At 68.4% G+C, this 24,202-nt stretch carries 20 protein-coding genes and 3 pseudogenes; 4 read left to right on the top strand and 19 right to left on the bottom strand.

What is annotated here, in order from left to right; translation table 11 throughout:
* Window positions 1-100 precede the first annotated feature (100 nt).
* From ACV229_RS06615 to ACV229_RS06605, 3 genes are all read left to right on the top strand, one after another.
* Window positions 101-1,684, top strand: a complete 1,584-nt coding sequence (locus ACV229_RS06615; protein ID WP_448082306.1) for a DUF3138 family protein — start codon at window positions 101-103, stop codon at window positions 1,682-1,684.
* 66 nt (window positions 1,685-1,750) lie between these two features.
* On the top strand, window positions 1,751-3,055 hold the full coding sequence (locus tag ACV229_RS06610; protein ID WP_448082305.1) for an NAD(P)/FAD-dependent oxidoreductase: 1,305 nt from the start codon (window positions 1,751-1,753) through the stop codon (window positions 3,053-3,055).
* Window positions 3,056-3,078: 23 nt separating this feature from the next.
* On the top strand, window positions 3,079-4,380 hold the full coding sequence (locus ACV229_RS06605; protein WP_448082304.1) for an NAD(P)/FAD-dependent oxidoreductase: 1,302 nt from the start codon (window positions 3,079-3,081) through the stop codon (window positions 4,378-4,380).
* 113 nt (window positions 4,381-4,493) lie between these two features.
* Here ACV229_RS06605 and gor read toward each other — a convergent pair whose 3' ends face one another.
* The 6 genes and pseudogenes from gor to ACV229_RS06575 form a co-directional block, all read right to left on the bottom strand.
* A complete protein-coding gene (gene gor, locus ACV229_RS06600; protein ID WP_448082303.1) occupies window positions 4,494-5,849 on the bottom strand; it encodes a glutathione-disulfide reductase in 1,356 nt (451 codons plus the stop codon).
* A gap of 243 nt (window positions 5,850-6,092) precedes the next feature.
* The gene (locus ACV229_RS06595) at window positions 6,093-6,320 is read right to left on the bottom strand and encodes a hypothetical protein (RefSeq protein ID WP_448082302.1); all 228 of its coding nucleotides are present in this window, start codon (window positions 6,318-6,320) and stop codon (window positions 6,093-6,095) included.
* A 398-nt stretch (window positions 6,321-6,718) separates the two neighbouring features.
* On the bottom strand, window positions 6,719-7,840 hold the full coding sequence (locus ACV229_RS06590) for a porin (RefSeq protein ID WP_448082301.1): 1,122 nt from the start codon (window positions 7,838-7,840) through the stop codon (window positions 6,719-6,721).
* Window positions 7,841-8,237: 397 nt separating this feature from the next.
* Window positions 8,238-8,927, bottom strand: coding sequence for a YoaK family protein (locus ACV229_RS06585; RefSeq protein ID WP_448082300.1), 690 nt, complete (start codon window positions 8,925-8,927; stop codon window positions 8,238-8,240).
* Window positions 8,928-8,982: 55 nt separating this feature from the next.
* Window positions 8,983-9,510, bottom strand: a complete 528-nt coding sequence (locus tag ACV229_RS06580) for a chromate transporter (protein ID WP_448082299.1) — start codon at window positions 9,508-9,510, stop codon at window positions 8,983-8,985.
* A gap of 146 nt (window positions 9,511-9,656) precedes the next feature.
* A pseudogene (locus ACV229_RS06575) lies at window positions 9,657-10,250 on the bottom strand (chromate transporter); the annotation flags it as partial.
* Between the two features lie 96 nt (window positions 10,251-10,346).
* On the opposite strand from ACV229_RS06575, the gene ACV229_RS06570 reads away from it, so the two are divergent.
* Complete coding sequence (locus ACV229_RS06570; protein ID WP_448082298.1) at window positions 10,347-11,234, top strand: transcriptional regulator GcvA; 888 nt, start codon at window positions 10,347-10,349, stop codon at window positions 11,232-11,234.
* 114 nt (window positions 11,235-11,348) lie between these two features.
* Here the strand turns inward: ACV229_RS06570 and ACV229_RS06565 are convergent, their stop codons facing one another.
* From ACV229_RS06565 to flgC, 13 genes and pseudogenes are all read right to left on the bottom strand, one after another.
* The gene (locus ACV229_RS06565; protein ID WP_448082297.1) at window positions 11,349-12,656 is read right to left on the bottom strand and encodes a solute carrier family 23 protein; all 1,308 of its coding nucleotides are present in this window, start codon (window positions 12,654-12,656) and stop codon (window positions 11,349-11,351) included.
* A 190-nt stretch (window positions 12,657-12,846) separates the two neighbouring features.
* Complete coding sequence (gene flgL, locus ACV229_RS06560) at window positions 12,847-14,082, bottom strand: flagellar hook-associated protein FlgL (protein ID WP_448082296.1); 1,236 nt, start codon at window positions 14,080-14,082, stop codon at window positions 12,847-12,849.
* A gap of 25 nt (window positions 14,083-14,107) precedes the next feature.
* Window positions 14,108-14,500: pseudogene (locus ACV229_RS06555) on the bottom strand (flagellar basal body rod C-terminal domain-containing protein); the annotation flags it as partial.
* A gap of 174 nt (window positions 14,501-14,674) precedes the next feature.
* Window positions 14,675-16,039, bottom strand: a pseudogene (gene flgK / locus ACV229_RS06550) (flagellar hook-associated protein FlgK); the annotation flags it as partial.
* A 162-nt stretch (window positions 16,040-16,201) separates the two neighbouring features.
* The gene (locus ACV229_RS06545) at window positions 16,202-16,957 is read right to left on the bottom strand and encodes a flagellar brake protein (RefSeq protein ID WP_448082295.1); all 756 of its coding nucleotides are present in this window, start codon (window positions 16,955-16,957) and stop codon (window positions 16,202-16,204) included.
* Window positions 16,958-17,263: 306 nt separating this feature from the next.
* Window positions 17,264-18,235 carry a flagellar assembly peptidoglycan hydrolase FlgJ gene (gene flgJ, locus ACV229_RS06540; protein ID WP_448082294.1) on the bottom strand — a complete coding sequence of 324 codons (972 nt, stop codon included), beginning with the start codon at window positions 18,233-18,235 and terminating at the stop codon, window positions 17,264-17,266.
* Complete coding sequence (locus ACV229_RS06535; protein WP_448082293.1) at window positions 18,236-19,378, bottom strand: flagellar basal body P-ring protein FlgI; 1,143 nt, start codon at window positions 19,376-19,378, stop codon at window positions 18,236-18,238. It lies immediately after the preceding gene.
* A 4-nt stretch (window positions 19,379-19,382) separates the two neighbouring features.
* The gene (gene flgH / locus ACV229_RS06530) at window positions 19,383-20,072 is read right to left on the bottom strand and encodes a flagellar basal body L-ring protein FlgH (protein WP_448082292.1); all 690 of its coding nucleotides are present in this window, start codon (window positions 20,070-20,072) and stop codon (window positions 19,383-19,385) included.
* 21 nt (window positions 20,073-20,093) lie between these two features.
* Window positions 20,094-20,882, bottom strand: coding sequence for a flagellar basal-body rod protein FlgG (flgG, locus tag ACV229_RS06525; protein ID WP_448082291.1), 789 nt, complete (start codon window positions 20,880-20,882; stop codon window positions 20,094-20,096).
* A 35-nt stretch (window positions 20,883-20,917) separates the two neighbouring features.
* Window positions 20,918-21,676 carry a flagellar basal-body rod protein FlgF gene (gene flgF / locus ACV229_RS06520; RefSeq protein ID WP_448082290.1) on the bottom strand — a complete coding sequence of 253 codons (759 nt, stop codon included), beginning with the start codon at window positions 21,674-21,676 and terminating at the stop codon, window positions 20,918-20,920.
* 20 nt (window positions 21,677-21,696) lie between these two features.
* Entirely contained in the window at window positions 21,697-22,938 is a 1,242-nt protein-coding gene (flgE, locus tag ACV229_RS06515; protein WP_448082289.1) for a flagellar hook protein FlgE, read from the bottom strand.
* Window positions 22,939-22,965: 27 nt separating this feature from the next.
* Complete coding sequence (locus ACV229_RS06510; RefSeq protein ID WP_448082288.1) at window positions 22,966-23,733, bottom strand: flagellar hook assembly protein FlgD; 768 nt, start codon at window positions 23,731-23,733, stop codon at window positions 22,966-22,968.
* A gap of 42 nt (window positions 23,734-23,775) precedes the next feature.
* Window positions 23,776-24,201, bottom strand: coding sequence for a flagellar basal body rod protein FlgC (gene flgC / locus ACV229_RS06505; protein WP_006402757.1), 426 nt, complete (start codon window positions 24,199-24,201; stop codon window positions 23,776-23,778).
* Window position 24,202: the final 1 nt, after the last annotated feature.

Raw genomic sequence — 24,202 nt, 5'->3', positions numbered from 1 at the left:
TTCCCTTTATCCGCTCTTTCGATAACAACCGATGCGCGCCGCCTCGCGCGGTGCGCGCTCTGATTACGCATTGACAGGCACACGACAAGGAGAATCCGCAATGAAGAAGAAACTGATCTGCCTGCTGGTGGCCGGCGCGTTGCCGGGCATCGCGCTGGCCGACTCGACATCCGCCCAGATCAAGGCGCTGCAGGCGCAGGTCGCGGCGCTGCAGAAGCAGATGAAGGCGATGCAGGCGCAGCTCACCGCGAAGCCGGGCGGCGCCGTCGCCGGCACGACGGCCAAGGCGGGCGCGGCAGGCGGCGCAGCGGTCGCGGCAACGAGCGTCGACGTATCGTCGCCCGACTACGGCAAGGCGCCCGCGGTGCTGACCAACGACGACGTCACCGAGATGAAGCAGCAGATCGCGAACCAGCAGCTGAAGGTCGACTCGCTGTCGGACGCGGCCAACACCGGGCCGATCGCGGGCCTGTCGGTGACGGGCTACATCGATCCGACCTACATCTACAACCGCGCGGCCGGCACGTCGTCGTTCCTGTTTGCGAACCACGAAAGTTCGTACAACTACTTCAACAGCACGTTCGGCGACCTGTACCTCGACATCAAGAAGACCTTCGGCGTCGGCCCGATGGCGCCGTCGGCCGAGATCACGCTGATGCCGAACCGCGGCAACGGCATCACGCTGCTGCAGAACTCGCGCGGCAACATCGGCAACAACATCCTGAACACGGCGGTCGTCAACGTGCCGATCACGGCCGAGACGACGCTCGTCGCCGGCCTGATCCCGAGCTTCGGCGGCTACGAGGTGCAGCAGTCGAACCAGATGCTCACGCTCACGCACAACCTGCTGTACGACTTCTCCGATCCGGGCAGCTACATCGGTGCCGGCGCGAACTACACGAAGGGCAACTGGGCGTGGAAATTCTTCCTCGGCAACGAGCAGTACCGCACCTACGGCTCGGTCACGCAGACCGGCACCAATGCGCTCGGCGACCCGATCACGACCAGCAACAAGGTACCGACCTTCACCGCACGCGCGGACTACACGTGGTCGAGCGCGCTCGACATCGGCGGATCGTTCAACATCGGCCGCCAGACGCTGTCCAGCGCGATCGATTCGAACGGCGTCGTCCACTACGGCCCGGGCGGCAACGCACCGAGCGCGTATGGCGCGTTCTTCTTCGGCGAGCTCGACGCGACCTACACGCTCGCGGACGTGCAGTACAACGCCGAAGTCGACTACGGCCGGCAGGACCATGCGGCGTTCAACGGCGGGCTCGCGCAGTGGTACGGGCTGTCGCTGCTCGCGCACCGCAAGTTCAACGCGCCGGTGGTCGGCCGCATGGGCGTGACGCTACGCTACGATGCGCTCGTCAACAGCAAGAACGGCGGCGGCGGCGGCGGCATCGCGCTGAACGGCAACGGGATGGATCCGAACAACGGCTTCGGCGTCGATTCGGACTGCCTCGCGACGTCGAAGGCGAACGGCGGCCTCGGCTTCGAGTGCAAGGGCGCGATCCGTCAGGACGTTGCGCTCGACCTGCTGTTCTATCCGACCCAGCAGATCACCGTGAAGGTCGAATACCGGCACGACTGGGCGAACAACAAGGTGTTCCTGCGCAACGACGGCTCGTACGGCAAGTCCAACGACCTGCTCGCGACGCAGTTCATCTACTCGTTCTGACGCTGGGCGCGCGGGACGCCGTGCGGCGCGCACGGCGTCCCGCGCCGCATGAAAGGAGTCGGTTTGATGAGCCAGTCATTCACCCGCCGCGCCGACGCGCTCGCGCGCGACTCGTACTACGAAGCGAGCGCCGCGCGCCCTGCGGTCGACGATCCTGTACTCGACGACACGCTCGACGTCGACGTGTGCGTGATCGGCGCCGGATTCGCGGGCCTGTCGACCGCGCTCGACTGCCGCGCGCGCGGGCTGTCCGTCGCGGTGATCGACGCGCATCGCCCCGGCTGGGGCGCGTCGGGACGCAACGGCGGCCAGGCGATCACCGGCTTCGCGAAGGACGAGGAGATCGAGCGCCAGCTCGGCGCGAACGGCGCGCGCGCCGCGTGGGCGCTGTCGCTCGACGGCGTCGCGCTGATCGCCGAGCGCATCGCGCGCTACGGGATCGACTGCGACTTCACGCGCGGCTACCTGACGGTCGCGACGAAGTCGCGCCGCATCGACGACCTGCACGACTGGATGGACGCGGCCAAGGCGCGCTGGGGCCATCCGTCGCTGACGTGGCTCGACACCGATGCGATCCGCACGCGCATCGCCTCCACCCGCTACCTCGCAGGCGTCTACGACCCGCTGTCGGGCCACCTGCATCCGCTCAAGTACTGCCTCGGTCTCGCCGATGCCGCGCGCCGCGAAGGCGTCGCGCTGTTCGCGCACACGCCCGCGCTCGACGTCGTGCGCGGCGCGCGGCCCGTCGTGCGCACGCCGTCCGGCGAGATCCGCTGCCGGTTCGTCGTCGCGTGCTGCAACGCGGGCCCGGGCGGCGTGCTGCCCGCGGCGACCGCCGCGCGCATCGCGCCGATCGCGTCGTACATCATCGCGACCGAGCCGCTCGGCCAGGCGCGCGCCGACGCGCTGATCGCGCAGCGCGAAGCCGTGTGCGACAACAATTTCTTCCTCGATTACTTCCGCCTGTCGGCCGATCACCGGATGCTGTTCGGCGGCCGCGCGGATTCCGCGGGCGCATCGCCCGCCGCGCTCGCCGAGACGATCCGGCGCCGCATGGCGGGCGTATTCCCGCAGCTCGGCGACGTGCGCGTCGACTACGCATGGGGCGGCTTCGTCGACGTCACGCGCAACCGCGCGCCGGATTTCGGCGCGCTCGATCCGAACTTCTTCTACGTCCAGGGCTTCAGCGGACATGGCGTCGCGCTGACCGGCATCGCCGGGCGCACGATCGCCGGCGCGATCGCGGGCGACACGCGCGCGTTCGACCTGTTCGCGCGCCTGCGCCATCGCCGCTTTCCCGGCGGCGACGCGTGGCGCCAGCCCGCGCTCGAACTCGGGATGCTGTATCACCGCGTGCGCGAGCTGTTCTGAGCCATACATTTGCCTTCCTGATCATGCAGACATTCGCGAACCAGCCGCATGCCGCGTCGTACTACGCGGCCACCGTCAACGATACGACCCGCCACCCGCCGCTCGCCGGCGCAACCGACACCGACGTGTGCGTGATCGGCGCGGGCCTGACCGGCCTGTCGGCCGCGCTCAATCTCGCCGAGCGCGGCTATACGGTGACCGTGCTCGAGGCGTCGCGGGTCGGATGGGCGGCGAGCGGACGCAACGGCGGCCAGCTGATCGGCGGCTACGCGTGCGACATCGACACGTTCGCGCGCTATCTGCCCGACTCGGACGTGAAGCGCATCTGGGAGATGGGGCTCGAGACGCTGGCGCTCGTGAAGTCGCGGATCGCGAAGCACGACATCGACTGCGCGCTGGTGCCCGGCTACCTGACCGCCGCGAACACCGAGCGCGACGCCGACGGGCTGAAACGCTGGCGCGACGACGTCGCGAAGCGCTTCGGCTACGACCGCCTGCATTTCGTCGGCGAGCAGGATCTCGGCGACTTCGTGCAGTCGTCGCGCTATCGCGGCGGCCTGTACGACCCCGACGGCGGTCACCTGCATCCGCTCAACTACACGCTGGGCCTCGCGCGCGCGGCCGCCGAAGCCGGCGTGCGCATCCACGAGAACAGTTGCGTGACGCGGGTGCGCAACATCCCGGCCGGCCATCTCGTCGAGACGGCGCAGGGCCATGTGCGCGCGCGCTTCGTCGTGCTCGCGTGCAACACGTATCTCGGTACGCTCGCGCCCGCGCTGTCGAAGAAGATCATGCCGGTCGGCACCTACGTGATCGCGACCGAGCCGCTCGGCGAAGCGCGCGCGGCCGCGCTGATGCCCGCGCGCGCCGCGATCTGCGACAGCCGCTTCGTGCTCGACTACTTCCGCCCGGCGCCGGACACGCGGGTCGTATGGGGCGGCAAGGTCAGCTATTCGACGCTGCCGCCGCGCAATCTCGCGGAAGCGATGCGCGGCGACATGCTGAAGACGTTCCCGCAGCTCGCGGACGTGAAGGTCGACTATGCATGGGGCGGCTTCGTCGACATCACGATGAACCGCGCGCCGCATTTCGGGCGCGTCGCGCCGACGATGTATTTCGCGCAGGGCTTCTCGGGACACGGCGTGAACACGACCGCGCTCGCGGGCAAGCTGATCGCCGAGGCGATCGACGGGCAGGCGAGCCGCTTCGACCTGTTCGCCAAGGTCAAGCATCGCGATTTCCCGGGCGGTGCGCTGCTGCGCACGCCGGCGCTCGTGGCGGCGATGAGCTGGTATCGGCTGCTGGATGCGTTCGGCTGGCATTGAGCGCGCACCCGGCGGACGCACACGGCACGCGGCCGCCATGCAACCGCCACGCGTGATCCGGCACGGCGATGCGGCGGCACGACGCGCCGCGCGCGTCGCCCGCTCACCCGCTCCTAATCTGCCACCTTCTGCCGCATCGTGACGAACTCCTCGGCGGCGGTCGGATGGATGCCGATCGTGTCGTCGAACTGCGCCTTCGTGGCGCCCGCGCGAATCGCGATCGCGATGCCCTGGATGATCTCGCCCGCGTCGCGGCCGACCATGTGCGCGCCGACGACCCGCTGGCTGTCGCGCGCGACGACGAGCTTCATCAGCGTGCGCTCGTCGCGTCCGGTCAGCGTGTGGCGCAGCGCCTTGAACGACGTCCGGTAGATGTCGACATCACGATACACGTCCCGCGCGCGCGCCTCGGTGAGGCCGACGGTGGCGACCTCCGGCTGGCTGAACACCGCCGACGGCACCCACTCGTGATCGGCCGCGACGGGCCGTCCGCCGAACAGCGTCGTCGCCAGCAGGCCGCCATCGCGCGTCGCGACCGGCGTGAGCTGCGGGCGCGACGTCACGTCGCCGATCGCATGGATCGACGCGACCGACGTCGCCGAATACGCATCGACCGCGATCGCGCCGCGCGCATCGAGCGCGACGCCCGCCTGTTCAAGCCCGAGGCCCTCGACGTTCGGCACGCGCCCGGTCGCATAGAGCGCGGCGTCGTACGGCCCGTGCTGCGCGCCGCCGGCCCGCACGCTCAGCGTGCCGTCGTCGGCGCGCTCGATCGCGTCGACGGAGGTGCGGGTATGGATCGTCACGCCCTGCTTCGTCATTTCGTCGGCGAGGAAGTGCCGGATGTCGTCGTCGAAGCCGCGCAGGATCTGCTCGCCGCGATAGAACAGGTCGGCCCGGCTGCCGAGCCCGTTGAAGATGCCCGCGAACTCGACCGCGATGTAGCCGCCGCCGACCACCGCGATGCGTGCGGGCAGCGTCGCGAGCGACAGCGCCTCGCGCGACGTGATCGCGTGCTCGATGCCCGGCAGCGGCGGCAGCGACGGGCGCGAGCCGGTCGCGATCGCGATGTGGCGCGCGGTGATGCGGCGCTCGCCGACCGCGACCGTATGCGCATCGACGAGCGTCGCGCGCGCGGCGTGCATCTCGACGCCGGATTGCCGCAGCAGGTTGATGTAGATGCCGCTCAGCCGGTTGATCTCGCGATCCTTTGCGGCGATCAGCGCGGGCCAGTCGAGCGTGCCCGCGCCGAAGGTCCAGCCGAAGCCGCGCGCGTCGTCGACTTCATGCGGGTAATGCGAAGCGAAGACGAGCAGCTTCTTCGGAATGCAGCCGCGCAGCACGCAGGTGCCGCCGATCTGCTCTTCTTCCGCAATCCCCACGCGCGCGCCGTATGACGCTGACATCCGGGCCAGCCTGACGCCGCCCGAGCCGGCGCCAATCACGAACAGGTCGTAGTCGAATTCCATCGCATGCCCTCATCACGGTTCGGCAGTTCGGATGACGGCACGATAGCAAGATTCCGGCTTGCTTGCCGCGCGCGGCGCGCGCACAAAAAAAACGGCGAGAGACATTGCCTCTCGCCTGTCAATCCAGCTGCCGGGTGTGCCATGCGTCACCGATCGACCGCATGCCCGACCTGCCGGCTGCGCGGCACCGGCTCGCCCGCTCGCGCGGATGCGCGGAACGCGGGACCGAGCCGGCCGCCATGCTCATGCCTGCGACGTGTCGCTACCGTCGGTGGCCTGCGTATCGTCTGCCGCTTCCTCGGGCTTCTCTTCCTTCTTCTCGAGCATGCCTTCGAGCGCTTCGGCACCCTTGAAGCCGGCGACCGCAGCCGCGGCCTTCGTCAGCAGGCCCGCATCCGGATCGAGCTTCTCTGCGGCCTCGACAGCCCCCACGGCGCCCGCGATTTCGCCAACGGTGTTCAGGATACCCATCGTCATCCCCTTTCAAGGTAAATCGTGTGACGCATCGTCCCACGAAAAAAACCGGCGGACTGCGTTTGTCATCACCGGATACACAATTTACGGACTATGCCGGCCACGCCCGCCGCGCGCACCGGAGCAACGCGCGCGCGTGCCCACGGACACACGCCGGGCGATGCACGCAGATTAGCGGAAAGGTGTCGCGCGCACTGTAAAAATATGTTCTGGAATACCGACGGAACCCTTACGGCTTAAGGATTTCGCTATGTAGCGCACGCTGCATAGTCGCGCTTGCGCATGAAGGCCGATGGCGCGGCGCGACCGGATGCACGCACAAAAAAAAGAGGTCCGGCGCAAGCTGCCGGGCCTCTTCGTCATCAGCCGGACATCGGTCCGGTGTAGTGCGTTCGTCAGAAGATATTGCGCAGACCGATCGCGATACCCGTCTGGTTGCTGCGGCCCGGCAGTTCGACGTTGGCCGCGCCGTTCGTCTTGTTGAAATCGACGGTGCCGTAGACTTCGGTGCGCTTGCTGAGCGCGTACTCGGCGATGCCGACGATCGCGTAGCGGTTGCCGCTCGACAGCGTGCCGTTCGTGGTCATCGCGTTGCGCATGTGGTCGTAGTAGAACGCGCCCGTCAGCGTCAGCGGCGCGGTGACCTGCCAGCTCACGCCCGCGTACGGACCGTCGTCGATGCGGCCGGTACCCTTCGCGACCGGAATCGTCTGCTGCGCGAGCAGGCTGTCGACGAAGCCCGTGTCGTCCTTCGAGCGCAGGTAGCCCGCGTAGACCTTCGCCTTGCTGAACGCGTAGACGACGTTCGCGTGGTAGATGGTCTGCTTGCGTGCCGAGTTGTCGCTGTTCTGCTGCGCGCCGGCCGCGACGCTGAGCGGACCCATCACGTACGACAGCGCGATGCCCCACGCGTTGCCCTTGCCGAGCGAGCCGGGGATCTGGCCGGAGAAGCCGCCGGAGCCGGTCGACTCGTAGTTCGTGCCGGTCGAGTACATCGCGGTCGCGGTCAGCCCGCTGAACGTGCCCGTGTACTTGATCTGGTTGTCCGCGTACAGCCCGGCGCCGAGCGCGACCGGCAGCCACGCGTTTTCGAAGTAGTTGCCGACCGTCAGCGGATCGTAGGTGTCCGACAGCAGGTCGAACAGCGGCGTCTTCTGGCGGCCGAGGGTCACGGTGCCGTACGGGCTCGACACACCGACGTACGCCGCGCGGTTGAACATGCGGCCGCTGTCCGAGAACGCGCCGTTCTGCAGGTTCACGCCGCTCTCGAGCTTGAACAGCGCCTTCAGGCCGCCACCGATGTCTTCGGTGCCGTAGATGCCGAAGCGGCTGTTGGTGATCGCGCCGTTCGTCATCGACAGCAGGCCGTCGTTGTTGGCGTTCGCGTTGGTCAGGTAGCGGATGCTGACGTCGGCGACGCCCCAGAGCGTGACCGAGCTTTGTGCTGCTGCGTATTGGCTGGCGAATGCCAGGAAGGCGCCCCCTGCGAGTGCTGCGAGTCTGGTGGTCTGCTTCATGAGCGTTCCCTTTTTGTTGGTGTCTCCGTACATTGCCGGCCGCGTGCGCAGCCGGGTGGGATCGCGCGCGCTCTTGGCGCGCGCGATGTGGGCTGAATCATAAGACCAGCCCGACCCTTGAAAGAAGTTGAAACGTGCCGTAACGGCCGGATTGTCGCCCGCACACAACGCTGCGCCGTGCGGAGCTTGCCTGTGCGGCGGCGGATGGCGGTGAATCGCGCCCGGTCGGGCGGCCGATCCTGTAAGAATCGGCCGCGGCGAGGGGCTGAAATGACACGGGAAAATGGAGCGATTGGAGGTGTCGGGATCGGCGGGATCGGTGGGTGCGGCGGTGCGGCTGTTGCGGCACAACAAGGCGGCGCGCCCGCAGCCGAGCGGCGAACGAAGGGTACCGCCGTCAGCCGGCCTCGACGCTGCCCGCGCGCCGCCACGCGCGGCGCACGATCTCCGCGAAGGCGCCCGCGAGCAGCAGCACGGCGCCCCACAGCGCGACGTCCGGCACGAGCCGGGTCACGAGGCCGCCGGCCACCGCGCCCGCGAGGAAGCAGAAGCTGATCGTCGCGAGCAGCGCCGAGTCATGCAGCGCACCGGCGTCGTAGCGCGGAATCAGCCCGACGAACAGCTTCTGCGCGGCGCGCCGCAGGTTGCCGGTCGTCATCACCGACGTGTACGACAGTTCCTCGAGATGGGTGAACGACAGCGTCTGCAGCGTTGCGACGAACGAGATGCCGGGGATCAGCCAGGCGCTCGACGCGCCGACGAGGCCGCTCGCGGCGACGCCGAGGAACGCGATCTCGACGATCAGGCTCGCGAACGCGGTATGCCGCATCCAGCCGCGCTGCGCGGCGAGCCCGAGCAGGTGCGCGACGAACACCGCGATCACGAAGCCGACGAGCGGCGGCACATGGTGCAGCGCAGCAGCCCACTCGCCGGCCGACAGGTTGATGCCGAGCAGCGCGACGTTGCCCGTCATCGTGTTCGCGAACACGTGGCCGTGGCCGACGTACGTGTATGCGTCGAGATAGCCGCCCGACAGCGTCAGCAGCGCGGCGACCGTGAGATTGCGGCTGGCGCCGTCGAGATCCATCGCGACTCCGCTTGTCCGATTGTTCGTTTCCCGCGTGCCCGGTTCCGGCGGGCGATCACTGCCCGAAGCCCGTCAGCCCGATCAGCGCGCCGGCCGCGAGCAGCCACAGCGGATGGATGCGCGTGCGATACGCGAGCACCGCGCACGCGGCGGTGACGCCCCATTGTATGGCCGTGCGGTTCGACGCCTCGGCGATCAGCACCGCGCTCGCCGCGACGAGGCCGGCGGTGACGGGCATCATCCCCTGCTGCACATAGCGCCGCCACGGACAGTCGCGAAAGCGCTCCCACGCATGCAGCGCGAGCACGGTGACGACCGACGACGGCCCGAACTTCGCGAGCGACGCGACGAGCAGACCCTGCCAGCCGGCCACGTGCCAGCCGACGAGCGACACGATCATCATGTTCGGCCCGGGCGCCGCCTGCGCGAGCGCGAACAGCGCGGTGAACTCGTGCGCGCTCATCCAGTGGTGCACGTCGACGACCTGCCGCTGCATCTCGGGCAGGATCGTGTTGCCGCCGCCGAACGCGAGCAGCGACAGCTGGGAGAAGATGGTCGCGAGCGCGATCAGCGTGTCGGTCATTGCGCGCCTCCGTCATGCGGGCGGCGCCGATCCGCGTCGCGCGGCGCGTACCGCGCACCGGCTTCCGACGCGCCGGCGCCGGATGCGCCCGATGCGCGGGGTGAGCCAGGTGACCCCGATGCCCCCGCCCCGGGTGTCGCCCGTTGCCCGGCCGCCGCCGCCGCCGCCGCCGGTTCCGCCCGGCGGCGCGCGGCGAGCCACACGCTGAGCGGCGTCAGCACGAGCATCGTCGTCAGCAGCGGCAGGCGCAGCACGGCGATCGCGACGAACGCGAGCGCCGCAATGCCGGCCGCCGCGCGCGCGTGCCGCAGCGGCTTCGCGACCTTCACCGCCATCGCCGCGAGCAGCCCGGCCGCCGCGGCCGCCAGCCCGGCGAACAGATGCTGGACGCGCGGGTCGTTCTCGGTTTTCGCGTACAGCACGCCGAGCGCGACGACGACGAGCGTCGGCCCGGCGATCAGCCCGAGGATCCCGGCGAACGCGCCCGGCACGCCGCGAAAGCGCATCCCGACCGCGACCGACAGGTTGATCACGTTGCCGCCGGGCAGAAACTGGCACAGGCCGAGCAGATCGGTGAATTCGTCGGCGGTGAGCCAGCGGCGCTCGTCGACGATCGTGCGGCGCGCGAACGGCAGCGCGCCGCCGAACGACATCAGGCCGAGGGAGAGAAAGCCGATGAACAGCTCGGCGAGCCCGACGCTGCGCGGGCGGCCGGCAGGCGGCGTGGAGACGGATTGCATGGGAGTCCTCGACAAACGACAGGTCGAGCGTACCGCCGTCCGGCGCCCGCGCAAAACGATTTTATCGGCGCGCCCTTGTGACCTAGAATCACAAGCATGGCACGCGATCTCCCGCCCTTTTCCGCGCTTCGGGCCTTTGAAGCCGCGGCACGACATGAAAGCTTCAGCGCCGCGGGCGACGAGCTGCATGTGACTCACGGTGCCATCAGCCGGCAGATCGCCGGGTTCGAGGCCTGGCTCGGCAAGCCCGTGTTCCACCGGCTCGGCAAGCGCGTGAAGCTCACCGACGAAGGCCGCCAGTATCTGGACACCGTGCGCGCCGCGTTCGACAGCATCGCGCTCGCGACCGAGCGCTTGCGGGCCACCGGCACCGCGCGCGTGCTGCGCATCAATGCGCTGCCGACCTTCGCGATGAAATGGCTGCTGCCGCGCCTGTCGCGTTTCCAGCGCGACGTGCCGAACGTGGAGCTGAAGCTGTCGACGTCGAACGCGCCGCTCGACATGCTCGACGGCTTCGACGTCGCGATCCGCCGCGGCCCCGGCCACTGGCCGAACTGCGCGAGCGGCCGCTTTCTCGACGAGAGCGTGATCCCGGTGTGCAGCCCCGCGCTGCTCAAGCGCGCGCCGATCGTGCGCGCCGACGATCTCGCACGCCACGTGCTGCTGCATTCGGATACGCGCCCGGAAGGCTGGCGCGACTGGTTCGCCGCGGCCGGCGCGACGATGAAGGCCCGCAAGCGGCAGTCGTTCGACCACTTCTACCTGGCGCTGCAGGCGGCGGTCGACGGGCTCGGCGTCGCGCTCGGCCCGCTGCCGCTGATCGACGACGAACTCGCGAGCGGCCGGCTCGTGATGCCGCTGCCCGGGCCGCGCATCGCGACGCGCAGCTACTGGTGGATCACGCCGCGCGAGCACGCGGACGAGCCGCTCGTCGCGCAGTTCTGCACGTGGCTCGAAGCGCAGGCGAACGTCGCCGGCGCGTGATTGGGCGGGACGCGGCGCTCGGCGTTGCCGGCCCCGCATCGGGCTGCCACCGGCGGCGAGCGCGCATCGCGCTTCGCCGGCTGCCCAAGAGATTGCCGATCGCCGGAACCGGCGTCAGACCACCGGCCCCGGCTCCTTCTCCTTGCGCAGGATCGCGTACAGCAGGATCGCGCCGAACGTCGCGGTGCCGATCCCGCCGAGCGCGAAGCCGCCGAATTTCAGCGAGAAGTCGCCCGCGCCGAGCACGAGCGTGACGGCGGCGACGATCAGGTTGCGGTTGTCGGAGAAGTCGACCTTGTTGACGACCCAGATCCGCGCGCCCGTCACCGCGATCAGCCCGAACACGACGATCGACACGCCGCCGAGCACCGGGCCCGGAATCGTCTGGATCACCGCGCCGAACTTCGGCGAGAAGCCGAGCACGATCGCGATCAGCGCGGCGACGACGAACACGAGCGTCGAGTAGATCCGCGTGACGGCCATCACGCCGATGTTCTCCGCATAGGTGGTCACGCCCGTGCCGCCGACGCTGCCCGACACGATCGTCGCGAGCCCGTCGCCGATGAACGCGCGGCCGACGTAGCGGTCGAGGTTCTGGCCCGTCATCGCGCTCACGGCCTTGATGTGGCCGAGGTTCTCCGCGACGAGGATCACCGCGATCGGCGCGAGCATCAGCATCGCGTGCGGATCGAATACCGGCGTATGGAACGCCGGGATGCCGAACCACGCGGCGTGCGCGACGATCGAGAAGTCGATCGGCTTGCCGAGGCCCATCCCGTTGGTCGCGGCCGCGTAGATCGCGTAGGCGATCACGAGGCCGACGAGGATCAGCAGGCGCTGCAGCATCCCGCGCGCGAACACTGCGACGCCGCCGACCGACAGCACGGTGACGAGCGCCATCACCGAATCGAAGGTCGACGCGGACACGCCCTTGACCGCGATCGGCGCGAGGTTGAGCCCGATCACCGCGACGATCGCGCCGGTGACGACGGGCGGCATCAGCGTCTCGATCCAGCGCGTGCCGACCGCCGACACGATCGCGCCGATCGCCATGTACACGACCCCGCACGCGATGATGCCGCCGAGCGCGACCGGAATGTTCGGGTTCGGGCCGCTGCCGCCGTAGCCCGTCACCGCGATCACGAGGCCGATGAACGCGAAGCTCGAGCCGAGGTAGCTCGGCACGCGACCGCCGACCAGCACGAAGAACAGCAGCGTGCCGACACCCGACATGAAGATGCACAGGTTCGGATCGAAACCCATCAGCAGCGGCGCGAGCACGGTCGAGCCGAACATCGCGACGACGTGCTGCACGCCCATCGCGATCATCTGCGGCCATGACAGGCGCTCGTCGAGGCCGACGACGCGTGCGGCCGCGCCGGTCGGCTGGACCCGCCAGCGCGGGAAATAGGAATCGGACATCGAGATACGCTCCTGGCTTGTCGGTCGCCCGGCTGCGACGGATGCGCCGGGTCTGGAATCTGGCGCGAAGTGTACGGAGCGGGGATGGCGCTGGCAAGCAGGGGCCGGCGCGGGGCGCGCGGCACGCGCGCCGGGACGGGGCCGGAGCCGATGTCAGCGGGCGCTCACATCGGCTCCAGGGCCCGGGACATCAAGGATTGATGTACTGGAACAGCGACAGGTTCTGCAGCTGGACGAACGCCTTCTGCGCGCCGGTCAGCGCGTTCTGCATCTGCAGGTACTGGCTGATCGTCGACACCATGTTCGTGCTCGTCAGGTCCGCGAGATTGCTCTGGATCTGCAGCGAGTTCGTCGACATCACCGTCTGCATCGCCTTGACCTCCTGCTCGCGGCCGCCGACCGACGCCTGCACGCTGAGGATGTTCGTCATCGTGTTGTTCAGCTTCGTCGTGCCGGTCGTCATCACGTTCGCGAGCGCGGCCGCCGCGGTCGTGCTGTTGCCGACCGGCGTATTCAGCGCGGCGATCATCGAATCGAGCGCCGCGAACACGTCGGTGCCGGCCTGCGGCGCGGGCGTGACCGAGAACGTGTCGCCGGGCGCCGGCGAGCCGGACACCGGTACCGTCAGGCCGTTGCCGACGGCGATCGCCGCACCGTCCGAATACGACTGGGCGGCCGTCGTCGACGGCGGCACGACCGTGTTGTCCGTGACCGTGTAGGTCGGCGCGGCCGCGGTGCCGCCGAACGTGATCGTGAACTGGTGCGTGTTTGTCGCGGCCGACGGGCTCGTGATCGTCACCGCACCGATCGTGCCGGTCCCGGTGTTGCCGGTGCCCGCCGCCGGCACCGGCTGGCTGCCGAGCATCGGCACCGACATAAACACGCTCGCGCCGCTGTCGCCTTGCGAGATCGAGCGCGTGTCCGAGATCTGCACGTTGCGCGAGCCGCTGTCGCCGGAATAGGCCACGCCGCCGCCCGCCTTGTTCACGAACGGCGGCGTCGTCGACTGGAAGCCGGCGAACAGGTAGTTGCCCGCACCGTCGGTCGTGTTCGCGAGCGTCACGAGCTGGTTGCGGTAGCCCTCGAGCTGCGTCGCAAGCGCCGAACGGTTGCTGTCGGACAGCGTGCCGTCGCCCGCCTGAATCACGATCGTGTGAATGCTGTTCAGCAGGCCGTTGACGCTCGTGAGCGTCTGGTCTTCCTTCTGCAGCGACGACAGCGCGACGTTCTGGTTCGACGAATACTGCGACAGCGTCGCCGACGTCATCGACAGCTGCACGGCCTGGGCCGCGCCGAGCGGGTTGTCGGCCGCCGTCGACAGGCTCACGCCGCTCGAGATCTGCTGGTAGAGCTGCGCGAGCTGCGCCTGCTGATCGTTCATCTGACTGACGTTCAGCTGGAAGAATTGGGAGCTGGAAATCCGCATCGCTTCGATCCTCGAGATCGCTTGATCAGTTGAACATGCCGAGCACGGTCTGGAACAGCGTCGATGCCGTCTGGATCACCTTCGCGTTCGCCTGGTAGAACTGCTGGTACTGCATCAGGTTCGCCGCTTCCTCGTTCTGGTTCACGCCCGACACCGATTGCTGCGCGGACGTGATCTGGCCGACGAGCGCCGTCTGCGCGGCGCTCGACGACTTGAGCTGGCTCGCGGTGTTGCCGATCCCGTTCACATAGCTCGCGTAAGCGCCCGTCAGCGTCGTCGTGCCGTTGCCGAGCGTCTTCGCGCTGACGAGCTTCGACAGCGCGAGCGCGTTGCTGCCGTCGTTGGTGCCGCCCGAGTACGGCGAGACCGTAAATGTGTCGCCGGTCGCGGGCGTGCCGGACACCGACACCGTCAAGCCTGCCGTCAGCGTGATCGCCGAGCCCGCCTGGTACGACTGCGCGGCGCTCGTCGTTGGCGGCACGGCGGTGTTGTCCGTCACCGTGTAGGTCGGCGCGGCCGAGGTGCCGCCGACCGTGATCGTGTACTGGTGAGCAAGCGTCGCGGCCGACACGCTCGTGACCGTCACCGAGCCGATCGTCCCGGTACCCGTGTTCGTCGTCGTGGCCGCCGGCACGTATGGCGACGCCGCCGCGATCGCCGAGCCGTTCGACGTCGCGAGCGCGAAGTTGTCGGTCGCGCCGCGCGTCGGCAGCACCGTGAACGCATCGCCGGCCTTCATCGAACCGGACGAGAACGAGAAGTTCAGCCCGCCGATCGCGCTCGGCATCGACGTCGACGTGCCGACCACCGCGCCGCTCGCGCGGTCGGTCAGCGTGTACTTGCTGCCGTCGTACGCGAGCGTGTAGTCGCTCGTCGTCGGCTGCGCGGCATTCGCGAACGACACGGACAGCGTCGCGTTGCCGGTGTTGCCCTGGTTCGCGTAGACGGCCGGGCTGCCGACCGAGAACAGGTTGCCGCCGGCGTTGCCCGACAGGTCGATGCCGAGCCCGTTCTGCGCGTTGACCTGCGCGGCGAAGCTGGTCGCGATCGCGCCGAGCTGCGCCTGCGCCGGGTCGAGCGTCTGGCTGCGGAACGACAGCAGGCCGCCGAGCGTGCCGCCCGACAGCGATGCGTCCGGCAGGTTCTGGTTCGGGCCCTGCGGGTTCGCGCCGGCGATCCCCTGCGACACGATGGTCAGCTCGCTCGGATCCGACGACGACGTGACGGCCGCGAGCTGGTAGCTCTTGTCGGCGACGACGAGCGGCTGGCCGCCCGCGAGGAACACGCTGGTGCCCTGCGCGTTGCTGACGGTCTGGACGCCGACGAGGTTCGACAGGTTCGACACCGCGAGGTCGCGCTGGTCCATCAGCTGGTTCGGCGGCTGCCCCTGGCTGCTCGCCGCCGCGATCTGCTGGTTCAGCTGCGCGATCTGCGTCGTGTACGAATTGATCTGCGAGACCGTGCTCGTCAGTTGCGTGTTCACGCTCTGGCGCAGCGTGTCGTACTGCTGGCCGGCTGCGTTGATCTGGTCGGCGAGCGACTGCGCGTTGCTCATCGCGGTCTGCCGCGCGGACGGGTCGGACGCGTTGTTCGCGACGTTCTGCAGCCCCGTGAAGTAGTTCGTGATCGCGGTCGAGATGCCGGCCGTCGGGCTGCCGACGTAGTTGTTCAGCTGCGAGACCATCGAATACCACGTCGACAGCGCGCCGCTCTGGGTCTGCGCGCTGTTGAGCTGGTCGTTCAGGTACTGGCTGTACTGGCGCTGGACGGTGACGGTGTTCACACCCTGCGGCATGTAGCCGCTGCCCGTGTACTGGCCGCTCGCCTCGGCATAGACGGGCCGCTCGACCGAATAGCCGGGCGTCGAAGCATTGCTGATGTTCTGGCTGGTCGTCGTCAGGCCCCATTGCGCAGCGTTCAAGCCGCTGAGACCGAGGTTCAAGAGAGTGTTGGACATGCGCGATCCTGATGAGCCGGCCGCGCTGCGGCCGCCGGGTTGCGTGACTCCCGGTATAACGGCCGCGGATCGGAAAAATTGAGGGAAAAATGCACACGGCCGCGCCTGCCGGCGCGGCGTGCAACGGCCCGCGCTGCGGGCCGGCTGGCCGGCTGGCCGATGTCAGGCGCGCGCGAGCTGGCGGCGCTTCATCTCCAGTTGCGTGATCAGCCGCTGCAGCGTGTTCTCCGCGCTGCCCGGCAGCGACATGAAGCGGAAGCCGAGCTGGTAGCGCCGCGAGCCGTTCGGCACCTGGGTCGAGCGCTGCGACACGAGCTTCAGGTCGAGCGACAGCTTGCCATGGCCGTTCAGCTCGAACTCGACGTCGGGCAGCAGCGTGCCGACCTCGAGCGCCTCGACGCGCTCGTCGGCCGTGCGCAACCCGACGCCGCCGAGCGACAGGTTGTGCACCTCGAACAGGAAGCTTTCACCGTCCGGCAACTTGCCGCGGCACAGGTACGGATCGACGATCGGCGCATCGACACGGAAATATTCGCGGCGCTGGATGCAGTACAGCAGGTCGGGGAAATCGGCCTCGAACGCGGGGAGCCCCTCGTAGCGCGTCTCGCGCGGCGTACTGGTCGCGAACTCGACGCGCACGCCTTCCGGTGAGGCCGAGAACTTGCAGTGCGCGGCCGAGAGGATCCCGGTGTTCTGCTCGGCAAGGGCCCCCCAGTCGAACGTGAAGGTGCGCGCGCCGACGTCGACCTCGAGCAGCCGGGTGACGAGCTGGCCGCCCGGGTACTGGACGGTGAGGAAATCGCCGCGGTTCACGAGGTTGCGCAGTTGCACGCCGATCTCAAGCGGGTTGCGGCGGGCATAGTCGGGCCCGGAATGTCCCGCGTCGGGACTCGTGTCCATCGACTGTTCGATATTCATGGCTTGCCGGTCTTTCTTGTCATGGGGCGCACGGGAACCGGTGCGCGATAAAACCGGGCCAGAACAGTGACCCGGTCACAGGTCTCTCACACTTAGCGGCAGTGCTGTCCGAAAGTTTAGATCGATTTTCCGAATTTTTTCGCGCAAACGTTCAAACCGTGCAAGGTCAAGCCTGGCGCGATCGGACAACGGGGGTGGGCGGCGGGACCGGCGGCCGTGCCGGCGGTGGTGGGGAGGCGGTGAGTCGGCGATCGGCCAGATCGGCCGGATCGGCTGGATCCGTAAAGCGGACCGTCCGGCGACCGGTCAGCCGATCTGCTGCATGATCGAGATCAGTTTCTTCGCGTAGTTCGGGTCGGTCGCGTAGCCGGCCTTCTGCATCCCGTGCGCGAAGCCCTCGACGCTGCGGCTCGCGCTCAGCACGCCCGCGTAGCGCGGGTTGTTCTTCAGCAGGTTCGCGTAGTCGGTCATCGCATGCTCGTACGAATCGTACGCGCGGAACTTCGCGACGACGCGGCGCGGCGTGCCGTTCACGTATTCGGTCGTCAGCGCGGACACCGTGCGGCCGGTCCAGCCCTTGCCGGCCTTGATGCCGAACACGTTGTGGCTCGTCGAGCCGTCGGCCGCGAGGATCTCGCGCTTGCCCCAGCCCGATTCGAGCGCCGCCTGGCCGACGATGAAGCGCGCCGGGATGCCGGTCGACGCGCTCGCCGCCTGCGCGGGGCCCGCGAGCCGGTCGACGAACGCGTCGGCGTCAGCCACGCCGCTCGCGCCCTTCAGCGGCGGCGTCAGCGCGCTGCCGCCCGAGTAGCCGCGCCCGTCTGCCAGCGCGCCGTTGTTGCCGGCCGCGTTCGCGTAGGCCTTCGCCATCGCGTTCATCGCGGCCATCCCGCCCTCGTTGCCGGCCGCGCCGAAGCCGGCCGCGCCGCCGTCGGCCGCCGTATCGGCGCCCGCGCCGAGGTTCGCGTTGCGCATCAGCTGCTTCATCAGCGCGTCGGCGACGCCGATGCCCTTCGACGACATCTGCTGCGCGAGCTGCTGGTCGAGCATCGACGTGTACATCTTCGACGTATGCGAGTCGAACAGCCCGCCTTCGGGCGTCGCGTCGCGCATGCTCTTCAGCATCATCTGCGTGAACATCGCGTCGAACTGCCCCGCGACGAGCTTCGCGCCCGCCTGCGGCGACTGCTTGACCTGCGCGCGCAGCGCGTCGAAGCCCTGCACGTCGAGCGCGAAGCGCTGCGTCAGGCCGTTCGCATCGGGAAGATTCGCTGCCATTTAGATGATCTCCAGGTCGGCGCGCAGCGCGCCTGCCGCCTTCATCGCCTGCAGGATCGACATCAGGTCCGCGGGCGTCGCGCCGAGCGTGTTGAGCGCCTTCACGACGTCGGCGAGGTTCGCGCCGGCCGTCACCATCTTCAGCGCACCGTTGTCCTGCTTCAGCTGGATCTGCGACTGCTGCGCGACGACCGTCTGCCCGTTCGAGAACGGCCCCGGCTGCGACACGACCGGCTGCGTGTTGACGACGACCGACAGGTTGCCGTGCGCGACCGCGCAGCTCTGCAGCGTGACCATCTGGTTCATCACGATCGAGCCCGTGCGCGCGTTCAGGATCACCTTCGCGGCGGCCTTGTCCGGGCTCACGTCGAGGTTCTGCAGGCGCGCCATGAACGCGACCTGCTGCGCCGAATCGGCCGGCGCCGCGAGCTGGATCGTGCGGCCGTCGAGCGCGGTCGCGGTGCCGAACCCGAAGCTCGAATTGATCGCGGACACGATCCGCTGCGCGGTGCCGTAGTCCATGTCGTTCAGCTGCAGCATCAGCGTCCCGTTCATCTGCGCGACCGCGTTCGGCACCGCGCGCTCGACGATCGCGCCGCCCGTGATGCGGCCCGCCGCGAGCTGGTTCACCTGCACGCGACTGCCGTTCGCGCTCGCGCCCGCGCCGCCGACCGCCATGTTGCCCTGCGCGAGCGCATACACCTGCCCGTCCGCGCCCTTCAGCGGCGTCAGCAGCAGCGTGCCGCCGCGCAGGCTCTTCGCGTTGCCGAGCGACGACACGGTCACGTCGAGCGCCTCGCCCGGCCGCGCGAACGGCGGCAGCGTCGCCGTGACCATCACGGCCGCGACGTTCTTCAGCTGCATGTTGGTCAGCGCCGACGCACCGCCGTTCGCCGACCCGTTGTTGATCGAGATGCCGAGGTTCGCGAGCATGTTCGCGAGCGTCTGCGTCGTAAACGGCGTCTGCATCGTCTGGTCGCCGGTGCCGTCGAGGCCGACGACGAGGCCGTAGCCGATCAGCGGGTTGTCGCGCACGCCCTGGATCTGCGCGAGATCCTTCAGGCGCTCCGCGTGCGCGGCGCCGCCGGCGAAGGCGCACGCGACGAGCACGCAGGACAACAGGCTTCGGAAGAAGGACTTCATGGCATCACCACGGCGCGATGTTGAGGAAGAAGCGCTGCAGCCAGCCCATCGTCTCGGCTTCGTTGATGTAGCCCTTCGCCGAGTATTCGATCTTCGCGTCGGCGACCTGGGTCGAGTAGACCGAGTTCGCGCCGGAGATCGTGTTCGGGTTCACGACGCCCGAGAAACGCACGAACTCGTTGCCCTGGTTGATCAGCATCTGCTTCTGCCCGCTGACGATCAGGTTGCCGTTCGGCTGCACGCCGGTCACCGTCACCGTGATCGTGCCGTTGAACGTGTTCGCGGCGCTCGCGCCGCCCGTCGCGGTGAACTTGTTCGCGCCTTCGGCCGACAGGTTCGTCTTCGCGAACAAGCCGCCGAGGAAGCCGGCGGTCGGCACGTCGAAGCTCGTGTTGCCCGCGCGGTTCGTGTTCGCGCCCGACGACTTCGTCGCGTTGATGTTTTCCGCGATCACGATCGTCAGGATGTCGCCGACGTTGCGCGGCCGCTGATCCTCGAACAGCGGCCGGCCCGCATAGCCCGGGTTGTAGATCGAGCCGGGCGCCTGCATCGACTGCGGCATCGGCGGCTGGGCCGTCATCGGCTGCTGGACGATCGGATCGTGCGGGATCTGCGCACAGCCGGCGAACGCCGCCACCGCGAGCACGCATGCGGCGCGAACGGTGGCGAACGGGAGGGGGCGAACCTGCTTCATGGCGACGACGCGTGTTTCCGGTTAGCTCTTCATCTGCGTGACGGTCTGCAGCATCTGGTCGGACGTCGTCACGGCCTTGCTGTTGATCTCGTACGCGCGCTGCGTCTGGATCATGTTGACGAGCTCCTGCACGACGTTCACGTTCGACGCCTCGACATAGCCCTGGTTGAGCGTGCCCGCGCCGTTCAGGCCCGGCTGCGACACGTTCGGCGCGCCCGACGACGTGGTTTCCGCGAACAGGTTCTCGCCCTTCGCCTCGAGGCCGGCCGGGTTGATGAAGGTCGCGACCTGCAGCGAGCCGATCTGCACCGCGTTGGTCGAGCCCGGCTGCGTGATCGTGACGACGCCGTCCTTGCCGATCGTCAGCGACGTCGCGTTCTGCGGGATCGTGATCGCCGGGATCACCTGGTAGCCGCTCGACGTGACGAGCTGGCCCTGCGCGTTGGTCTGGAACGAGCCGTCGCGCGTGTACGCGTTCGTGCCGTCCGGCATCAGCACCTGGAAGAAGCCCGCGCCGTTGATCGCGACGTCCTTCGAGTTGCCGGTCTGCGTGAGGCTGCCCTGCGTATACAGGCGCTCGGTCGCGACCTGCTGGACGCCGGTGCCGAGCTGCAGGCCCGACGGCAGCTCGGTCTGCTGCGTCGAATTCGCGCCGGGCTGGCGGATCGTCTGGTACAGCAGGTCCTCGAACACGGCGCGCGAGCCCTTGAAGCCGTTGGTGCCGACGTTCGCGAGGTTGTTCGAGATCACGTCCATCTGCGACTGCTGCGCGTTCATGCCGGTGGCGGCGATGTAGAGCGAACGGTTCATTCGGTTGATTCTCCTGCGTGGGCTGGCGCTGGCGCTCAGCTGAAGTTGAGCAGCTGGTTCGCCGACTGCTCGTTCTGGTCGGCCGTCTGGATCAGCTTCGACTGAAGCTGGAATGCGCGCGCGTTGTCGATCATCGCGACCATCGCGTTGACCGGATTCACGTTGCTGCCTTCGAGCGAATTCGGCGCGACGACGACGGTCGTGTCGGCATCCGCCGGATTGCCGTCGGCGGTACGGAACAGGCCATCGTCGCCGCGCGTGAGCGTCGCCGGATCGGGATTGACGAGCTTCAACTGGTCGACGATCGCGACCGCGGTCGGCGGGTCGCCCGGCATCAGCGCGGACACCGTGCCGTCCTTGCCGATCGTGACTTCCGCGTTCGGCGGCACCGAGATCGGGCCGCCGTTGCCGACCACCGGCTGGTTCGTCGCGGTGACGAGCTGGCCGTTCTGGTCGACGTGCAGGTTGCCCGCGCGCGTGTACGCCTCGCTGCCGTCCGCGGTCTGCACGGACAGCCAGCCGGCGCCCTGCACCGCGACATCGAGCGGATTGCCGGTGCGCGTGATCGGCCCCGGCGCGAAATCCGCGCCGGGCGTCGACGCGAGCACGTAGGTGCGCGTCGTCGTCGGATCGCTCGTGCTGCCGTCGCCGAAATTCATCGGCACCGCGCGATAGTTCGCGAGCTGCGCGCGAAACCCGTTCGTCGACGCGTTCGCGAGGTTGTTCGCGACGATCGCCTGCTGGTCGAGCGACTGCGACGCGCCCGTCATCGCCGTGTAGATCAGTCGGTCCATGGCTGCCCGTTATCCGCGCGTCACAGGTTGATGAGCGTCTGGTCGACGGTCTGCTGCGTCTTGATCGTCTGCGCGTTCGCCTGGTAGTTGCGCTGCGCGGTGATCAGGTTCACGAGCTGGCTCGTCAGGTCGACGTTCGAGTTCTCGAGCGCGCTGCCCTGCAGCGTGCCGTGGTTCGTGCTGCCCGGCGTGGAGATCTGCGGCACGCCCGATTGCGCCGTCTCGATGTACTGGTTGCCGCCGATGCTCACGAGGCCGTTCGGGTTGTTGAAGTTCGCGAGCACGATCTGGCCGAGCGTCGCCGTCTGGCCGTTCGAGTAGTTGCCGGTGACCTTGCCGTCGGTGCCGATCGTGAAGGTCGTCAGCGTGCCGCTCGCGTAGCCGTCCTGCGCGAGGTTGTTCACGCCGTCCTTGCCGCCGTACTGCGTCGTGCCCGTCAGGTTCAGCGTCAGGCTCTGCGGCGTCGTGGAGCCGTCGGTGTTCGGGATCGTGAACTGGAACTGGCCGAGCGCCGTGGTGGCCGTGGTCGTCCCCGGCAGCGTCGTGCTCGCGATGCCGCCCGACGCGTTGAACGTGACCTTGCCGAGGTCGGTCGGCGCCGTGTTCGCCACGCCCGCATACGCTTCCCACGTGCCGGTGCCGGACTTCACGAAGTACATGTTGACCTGCTGCGAGCCGCCGAGCGAATCGTAGGTCTGGACCGACGTCGAGTAGTTGTAGCTCGTCGAGTCGGTGTAGTTGAACGGCGTCGTGGTCGGCACCGTGTCCTGCGAGTTCAGGTTGAACTGGCCGGTGATCGTGGTCGTCGGCGTCGGCGAGATGTTGGTCGTCGGCGCCTGCAGCGGCACGGTCTGCGCGCTGTTGATCACGCCCTTCGCATTCGCCGCGTAGCCCATCAGGTTCATGCCCTGCGCGTTCACGAGGTAGCCGTTCTTGTCGCGCTGGAACGTGCCGTCACGCGTGTACGTGATCGCGCCGTTGCTCGACATCTGGTAGAAGCCGTTGCCGTTGATCGCGACGTCGAGCGACGAGGTCGTCGTGTTGATCGTGCCCTGGCTGAAGTTCTGCTGCACCGAGTTCAGCTGCGTGCCGATGCCGACCTGGTTGTTGACCGACGTCGCGATCGAGTTCGCGTACATGTCCGAGAACTGCGCGTTGCTCGACTTGAAGCCGACCGTGTTCGCGTTCGCGATGTTGTTGCCGATCACGTCGAGGTCCGTCGACGCGCCCGCGAGGCCGCTCAAACCCTGTTGATAACCCATCTCGGTCTCCGTTTCGAAGAAGCTGAATCAGTTGGTGGTGGTGCTGGTCGACGACGACGACGTGGACGCCGTGGACGATGACGACGACGTGTTCGGGTAGATCGACGCGACCTGCGTGAGGCCCACCGTCGAGCCGTTCGACAGCACGAGCCCCGCCGTGCCGTCCGCCTGCTTGACCACGCTCTGCACCTGCGCGGCCGCGAGCGTCGTCACGGTCTGCGGCGTGCCGGAGCTGTCCGTATAGGTCGCGCTGATCGTGTACTTGCCGTCCGGCAGCGCATTGCCGGCCGTGTCGGTCGGCGTCCAGTTGAACGGCACGGTGCCGGCCGACTGCGCGCCCGCATTGATCGTGTTCACGACGATGCCCGACGAATTCTTCACGGTGACCGTCAGGTTCGACACCGAGCTCGCGAGCGACACGCCGAACGGCGTCGCCGCGCCGCTCTTCACCGTGACGGCATTGCCCGGCGCGAGGACGTTCGAGCCGATCAGCATCGCGGCCTGCGTCTGCTGGCCGGCCGCGAGCTGCGTCGACAGCGACGTGAGCGACGTGTTGAGCTGCGCGATGCCGCTCACCGTGTTGATCTGCGCGAGCTGCGACGTCATCTGCGAGCTGTCGACGGGGCTCGTCGGGTCCTGGTTCTGCAGCTGCGTGACGAGCAGCTTCAGGAACGTCGTCTGCAGGTCGCTCGCCGACGTGCTGGTCGTCGACACGTTGTTCGTGTTCATCGTGTCGGTCGGCAGGGTGGTTACCGTCGTGCCGCTGCTGCCGATCGTCGAGGAGGTGGAGGTCATCCGGTCAGGCCTTTTATCAGATCAGGTAAGGGGGAACGCAGCTCACGAGCCGATCGTCAGCGTCTTCAGCATCAGCTGCTTCGCGGTGTTCAGCGTCTCGACGTTGGCCTGGTACGAGCGCGACGCCGAGATCATGTTCACCATTTCCTGCACGGGGTCGACGTTCGGCATCTGCACGTAGCCGTTCGCGTCGGCGGCGGGGTTCGCGGGGTCGTAGGTCGACTTCATCGGCGACGGATCGTCGATCACCTTCGTCACGCGCACGCCGCCGACGCCCTGGCCGGACGCCGTGCGCGCGCCGCCGATCGGGTCGGTCGCGAACACGACCTGCTTCGCCTTGTACGGCTTGCCGTCGGGGCCGGTCGCGCTGTCTGCGTTCGCGAGGTTCGACGCGGTGACGTTCAGGCGCTGCGACTGCGCGGACAGCGCCGAGCCGGCGACGCCGAAGATGTTCATCAACGAGGGCATG

Source organism: Burkholderia sp. MR1-5-21, assembly GCF_053427715.1.
Note: the sequence above shows the minus strand (reverse complement) of the source record. Positions and strands in the feature narration are given on the sequence as shown.